Source organism: Micromonospora cabrerizensis (assembly GCF_022230955.1).
Classification (GTDB): Bacteria; Actinomycetota; Actinomycetes; order Mycobacteriales; family Micromonosporaceae; genus Micromonospora; species Micromonospora cabrerizensis.
Window position 1 is genome coordinate 38,854 of sequence record NZ_JAKKFI010000123.1, and the last position, 6,423, is coordinate 45,276.

Below are 6,423 nucleotides of genomic sequence, written 5' to 3' on the forward strand. Positions count from 1 at the left end.
ACGATGGGCTACAGGAATATAACAGCGCGCTGGGGTGCGCCCGTCAGCCGGCGCGCAGCTCCTCCAGCACCTCGCCGGCCGCGCGCCAGCCACTGGCGAGAGCGCCCTGGATGGACGGGCTGTCCCGGTGGTCACCGGCGACGAACAGCCCTTCTCCCAACGACACGGGCTTGCGTAGCCGCCCCTGCGGAGGTGGCGCGGCGGGCAGCGCGTTCGGGACGGCCAGTGTGGTGAGGTGGGTCCAGTCGGCGGTGGAGTTGCCGTACAGCCGGGTCAACTCGGCCCGTACGGTCGGCTCGGGTGGGGCGCTCGGGCCGACCACCGACGTCGCGACGAGGTGTCGTCCGGTGGGCGCGTACGTCGGGGCGGCGTTGCTGAGCACCACCGTGTTCGCCACGATCTCACGCCGGTCGCCGTCGACGAGCAGGATCGGTTCGGTCAGCGGCGGCTCGGGCGCGCTGTGGTAGTAGGTGGTGTAGCTGTGCATGCGTACCGTCGCCAGGGCCGGCAGCAGCGCGGACGCGGCGGGTGGGTCGACGGCGACCACGACGGCCCGGCAGCGGATGTCGCCGGCCTGGGTGCGGACCCGACCGGGGGCGACCTCCGCGACCGGGGTGTCCAGGTCGAGCAGGTCGGCGGGGAGCGGGTCGGCGATGGCCAGGGGCAGCGCGGCCATTCCCTCGGCGGGCAGGCCGATCCGGCCGCGGGCGAACGACCGCAGCACCATCGCGAGGACGTGGCTGGACGTGGCCAGTTCCCGGTCGATGAACACGCCGGACAGGAACGGCCGCAGCAGCTCCTCGATGATCGCGTCGGAGAGGCCCGCCCGGCGTAGCGCGGTCTCGGTGCTGGTCTCCGGTGCGGCGAGCAGCCGGGACGTGGGCAGGGTGGCGCAGCCGGTGGCGAGAGCGGCGAAGCGCAGTCGGTCACGCAGGGAGCCGATGCCGGCGAGCGCGGTGCCGGGGGCGCCGGTCGGCTCCCGCAACGGGTTGACCAGCCGCAGCAGGTCGTCGCCCTTGCGCACCAGCACGCCGGAGGTGAAGTACCCGAGGTCGAGCCGGTCGGTGTCGAGCAGCGTGCCGAGCCGGGGGTAGGCGGTGTTGAGCACCTGGAAACCCCGGTCGATGAGGTGCCCGTCGACCACGTCGGTGGCGACCCGGCCGCCGAGTCGTCCGCTGGCCTCCACCAACCGCCAGGGCACGCCGGCGCGGTGCAGCCGGCGGGCGGCGGCGAGGCCGGCCAGGCCACCGCCGACGACGACCACGTCGGTCTCAGCCAGCATCGCGCGCCTCCCGCTCACCGTTCGCCCGGGACAACCGGCCCGGCCACCAGATCTTCGGCCCGATGTCGTACGCGAGTGCGGGCACCAGCAGCGACCGGACGATGATCGTGTCGATCAGTACCCCGATCGCGACCGCCGTACCCAACTCGACGAGCACCACGAGGGGCAGCACGGCGAGGGCGGAGAAGGTCGCGGCGAGCACGATGCCGGCGGAGGTGATCACCCCTCCGGTCACGGCGAGGCCGGCCAGCACACCGGCGCGGGTGCCGCGCTTGACCGACTCCTCCCGTACCCGGCTCATCAGGAAGATGTTGTAGTCGATGCCGAGCGCGACCAGGAACACGAACGCGAACAGCGGGAACGACGAGTCCACGCCGGGAAAGTCGAACACGTGGCGGAACAGCAGCGCGCAGAGGCCGAGGGTCGCCGCGAAGCTGAGCAGGACGGTGGCGATCAGCAGCACCGGGGCGAGCAGCGCGCGCAGCAGCAGGGCCAGGATGACCGCGATGACCAGCAGCACCACCGGGATGATGACGTTCTGGTCGCGCTTCGCGGCGTCCGAGGTGTCCACGTTGATCGCGGTGAAGCCGCCGACGACGGCGTCCGCGCCGGGCACCTGGTGTACGGCCACCCGCAGCTCACGGATGGTCCGCTCGGCGCCGTCGCTGTCGGGCGGGTCGGCCAGGGTGGCCTCCAGTTGCACCCGCCCGTCGATGACCTTGGAGGTGGCGTTCTCCTCGGGTGGGCCGGTCTGCGGGCCGGTGGTGAGCGGGCGGACGTCGGCGACGCCGGGCACGCCCTGCGCCACCTGGGCGACCTGCCGGGCGGTCTGTTCGGTGGTGAAGATGGTGGCCGGGCTGCCCGTGCCGGCCGGGTAGTGCCGGGCGATCACCTCCTGGCCGTCGACCGAGTCGGTGCGCTGGGTGAACAGGTCGGACTGGCCGAGGGTGGTGGCACCGAGCTGGGTGAGCCCGAGCGTGAGGACGGCCAGCACGACCGCTGTGCTCAGCCAGATCGGTCGGGCGTGCCGGGCCACGAAGCCGGCGATGCGGCTCCAGATGCCGTGCTCGGCGCGTGGGTCGGCCTGATCCTCCCGGGGCCGCCGGGGCCAGAACGCCCAACGGCCGCCGAGCACCAGCAGCGCGGGCAGGAAGGTGAGCATCACCAGCAGGGTGGCGGCGATGCCGATGGCGGCGACGGGGCCCAGCGCCCGGTTGGAGTTGAGGCTGGACAGCAGCAGGCACAGCAGGCTGACGATGACCGTGCCGCCGGACGCGATGATGGCCGGCGCGGCGCCCTTCCACGCGGTGCGCATGGCGTCCCAGGGGCGGTCGTGGCGGTGCAGCTCCTCCCGGTAGCGGGCGATCAGCAGCAGCGCGTAGTCGGTGCCCGCGCCGAAGACCAGCACGGTGAGGATGCCCTGGGCCTGCCCGTTGAGCTTCACCACGTCGGCGTCGGCGAGCAGGTAGACGAACACCGAGGCGAGGGCGTACGACATCCCGGCGGCCAACAGCGGAAAGATCCAGAGCACCGGGCTGCGGTAGACGACCAGCAGGATGATCAGCACCACGACCAGGGTGACCAGCAGCAGTGGCCCGTCGATGGCGGCGAACACCTCGATCAGGTCGGCGAGCAGGCCGGCCGGTCCGGAGACGTCCACGGTGAGGCCGTCCCGGTCCGCGCCGGTGATGTCGCGCAACTGTTCGACGACCGTGCCGATCTCCTCGCCCTCGGCGTCGTCCACGGGTACGACGACCTGGAGTGCCTGGCCGTCCTCGCTGGGGATGGGCGGGGGCAGCGGGGTGACCACGCCGGGCACCTGGGCGAACCGGGCCGCGTCGGCGCTCACCCGCTGCCGGTCGGCGTCGGTGATCCCGGAGGGCCGCTCGTAGACGACCAGAGCAGGGATGGTCTGCCGGTCGACGAACTCACCGGCGAGGCCCTGGGCGCGGGTCGCCTCGGCGTCGGTGGGCAGGAACGCGGCGTTGTCGTTGGTGGCGACCTCGCTGAGGCGTCCGGCGTACGGGCCGGCCACGCCACCGATCACCAGCCAGGCCAGCACGACCACCACCGCGATCAGTGTGGCCCTGCCGCCTCGTCCGGACATCCGCACTCACCCCATCCTGCCGGGCAGACAGGCCGAGGGAGGGCGAAACCGGAGCCGCGCACACGAAGACGCCCGTCGGCCGGGGGCCGACGGGCGTTGGGTGGAGAAGCTCCCCCGATTGGACTCGAACCAATAACCTGCCGGTTAACAGCCGGCTGCTCTGCCAATTGAGCTACAGGGGATCGTGCACCGCTCGGCATCGGATCTCGCCGACGCCGTGCGACGGGACAAGAGTACAGGACATTCCCCGGTGGTGGTCCAGTGGGTTCCGCCCGACGGCTCGATGATCAAGACACGCAGGTCAGGGTAAGCGAGGCATCGACAATCGGGCTAAATCGCCATCCCGGCACAAGCATGCTTGAGCGGAGAGCAGGATGGGTAGTTAGCTGCGGACAGAGGACGCAGGCGCGAATTGGTCGCCTTCCGACGGGGCAACTCGACGGGGCGACAGGCGCGTCAGGTACGGAAGGAGCCGCCATGCGCGGAAAGATCATGTTTCTTGGCGGGCTGGCTGCGGGATTCGTCCTGGGCGCCCGTGCCGGCCGGGAAAAGTATGAGGAGCTCGTGGTCCGGGGCCGCAAGGTGCTCGACCACCCGACCGTCCAGGAGGCGGCGGGGGTCGCGCAGGCCCAGGCCAACAAGCTCTACAGCGAGGGCAAGGACAAGCTCGGCCAGACCAAACTGGGCGAGAAGCTGGGCAACGGCAACGGCAACGGCAGCACCGGCAAGCAGGAGCTGACCGCCGCCGACGACGCGTTCGCCGGCACGCCCGCAACCGTGGGCGCCAAGGCGGGCACCAGCACGGTCGGCACGACCTCCGGGTCGCCGTCGTCCACCAACCCCCGCACCAAGCCGTCCGGCTCGGGCACGAACGCCAGCACGCTCTGACCAATCGCACGTTCACGGGCCGGTCGCCGCAGGCGACCGGCCCGTGGTCTGTCCGAGGTGCGGTCAGTCCTTGCTGCTGAACGCCGCGTCGAAGGCGGCGCTCGGGGCGTCGAAGGCCAGCCGGCGGACGAACTGCAACGCCTCCGGCGCACCGACCAGCCGGTCCATGCCGGCGTCCTCCCACTCGACCGAGATCGGGCCGGTGTAGCCGATCGCGTTCAACGCGCGGAAGCAGTCCTCCCACGGCACGTCGCCGTGCCCGGTGGAGACGAAGTCCCACCCGCGGCGCAGGTCGGCCCAGGGCAGGTGCGAGGCGAGCCGGCCACGCCGGCCGTCCCCGGTGCGCACCTTCGCGTCCTTGCAGTCCACGTGGTAGATCCGGTCGGCGAAGTCGAAGATGAAGTTCACCGGGTCCAGCTCCTGCCACACGAAGTGCGACGGGTCCCAGTTGAGCCCGAACGCGGGCCGGTTGCCGATGGCCTCCAGCGTCCGCTTCGTCGTCCAGTAGTCGTATGCGATCTCGCTGGGGTGCACCTCGTGGGCGAACCGCACCCCCACCTCGTCGAACACGTCGAGGATCGGGTTCCACCGGTCGGCGAAGTCCTGGTAGCCGCGCTCGATCATCGACGGCGGCACCGGCGGGAACATCGCCAGGGTGTGCCAGATCGACGAGCCGGTGAAGCCGACGACGGTCTTCACCCCGAGCTTCGCCGCCGCCCGCGCGGTGTCCTTGATCTCCTCGGCGGCCCGCTGGCGGACGCCCTCGGGCTCTCCGTCGCCCCAGATCCGGCCGGGCAGGATGTCCTGGTGCCGCTCGTCGATCGGGTGGTCACAGACCGCCTGACCGACCAGGTGGTTGGAGATCGTGAAGACCTCAAGGTTGTGCTTCGCGAGGGTCTCCCGCTTGCGATCGACGTACGAGTCGTCGGCGAGCGCCTTGTCGACCTCGAAGTGGTCGCCCCAGCAGGCGATCTCCAGGCCGTCGTAGCCCCACTCGGAGGCGAGCCGGCAGACCTCCTCGAACGGAAGGTCGGCCCACTGGCCGGTGAAGAGCGTGATGGGTCGCGCCATTGTCCTTCTCCCCTGATGTGATGGGGATTCCTGGTGCGGACCGGGGCGAGGGTGACCGGACGTACACGGCGTTCGAGCGGTCACCGGTGGGTGCGGAACACACCTGAGCCCGGCGGGTTGCGCCTCCCACCGGGTCACCGGCCACCAGCACGGTCGCCGACCCCCACCTTATTTCCGCAGCACCCCATCGGGGAAGCCCCGCGGTCGGCCGATCATCCGATCATTTCCTCGGGTGCGGGCAGCGCGGCCCGCACGGCGAAACCCCCGCCGGCGCGCGGGCCGGCCGAGAACGTGCCGCCGAGCCGCTCCGCGCGCCTGCGTACCCCGAGCAGACCCCGCCCGGCACTCTGGCCGCGACCGCCCGACGGCGCGGCACCGGTGCCCTCGTCGCGTACCTCGATGGTGATGCCCGTGGCGTCGTAGCGCAGGCGGACCGCGACCGGTGCGCCCGGGGCGTGCCGGCACGCGTTGGTCAGCGATTCCTCGATGATCCGGTACGCCACGACGTCGACCGGGCCGGGCAGCGGCCGGGGTTGCCCGGCGAGGCTCCACCGCACCGGCTGACCGGCGGCGAAGCCCTCCACCAGCGCGTCGAGACGATTCAGGCTCGGAGTCGGCCCGGACGGGTCGTCCGGCTCGTCGGGCCGGCGCAGCGCGTCACCCAGCCGGTGTCCCTGCGCCAGCACCATCCCGCGCCACTGCGCGAACCGCCCCATGCAGGTCAAGGTACGGCAGTCGGCTGTGAGCCGGTCCCCGGCGTCGCCGGAACGCGCCCACTCGGTCGGCGCTCACGACGGCACCGCGTCGACGGGCCGCGTGCGACGGGCGAGATCTGCGAGTCGGGGCACTCATCGGTACGAGCGCTATACCTGTGAGTCATAACTATGACTCACAGGTATAGCGCTCGCGGGTGACACCGCTCCCCGAGCCTCGCCGCTCAACCAGAGCCGACGAACCCGGCCGGTCGGGGCACACCCGGCCCGGCATGGTCGGCGCTGGAGCGGGAGGGGCCGAGGCAGTTAGAGAGCGACCCTGAGGGCGCAGACGGAGAGGGGGGGGGCACGCCTTGGGGTGG

At 71.7% G+C, this 6,423-nt stretch carries 5 protein-coding genes and 1 tRNA gene; 1 reads left to right on the forward strand and 5 read right to left on the reverse strand.

The genetic code is table 11. From position 1 onward, the window contains the following. Positions 1–43: 43 nt before the first annotated feature. The 3 genes from LADH09A_RS30470 to LADH09A_RS30480 all read right to left on the reverse strand — a co-directional run bounded on the left by LADH09A_RS30470 (position 44) and on the right by LADH09A_RS30480 (position 3,571). Entirely contained in the window at positions 44–1,282 is a 1,239-nt protein-coding gene (locus LADH09A_RS30470; protein WP_238649119.1) for an NAD(P)/FAD-dependent oxidoreductase, read from the reverse strand. Then, complete coding sequence (locus LADH09A_RS30475; protein ID WP_238649120.1) at positions 1,272–3,389, reverse strand: MMPL family transporter; 2,118 nt, start codon at positions 3,387–3,389, stop codon at positions 1,272–1,274. Before LADH09A_RS30475 ends, LADH09A_RS30470 begins: the two co-directional genes overlap by 11 nt. Positions 3,390–3,498: 109 nt before the next feature. Next, a tRNA-Asn gene (locus tag LADH09A_RS30480) sits at positions 3,499–3,571 on the reverse strand. Between the two features lie 295 nt (positions 3,572–3,866). On the opposite strand from LADH09A_RS30480, the gene LADH09A_RS30485 reads away from it, so the two are divergent. Next, positions 3,867–4,277, forward strand: coding sequence for a hypothetical protein (locus LADH09A_RS30485; RefSeq protein WP_238649121.1), 411 nt, complete (start codon positions 3,867–3,869; stop codon positions 4,275–4,277). Positions 4,278–4,340: 63 nt separating this feature from the next. Here LADH09A_RS30485 and LADH09A_RS30490 read toward each other — a convergent pair whose 3' ends face one another. Further along, a complete protein-coding gene (locus LADH09A_RS30490) occupies positions 4,341–5,348 on the reverse strand; it encodes a sugar phosphate isomerase/epimerase family protein (protein WP_238649122.1) in 1,008 nt (335 codons plus the stop codon). A gap of 212 nt (positions 5,349–5,560) precedes the next feature. Further along, positions 5,561–6,064: a sensor histidine kinase gene (locus tag LADH09A_RS30495; protein WP_238649123.1), complete on the reverse strand. Its 504-nt coding sequence runs from the start codon at positions 6,062–6,064 to the stop codon at positions 5,561–5,563. Positions 6,065–6,423: the final 359 nt, after the last annotated feature.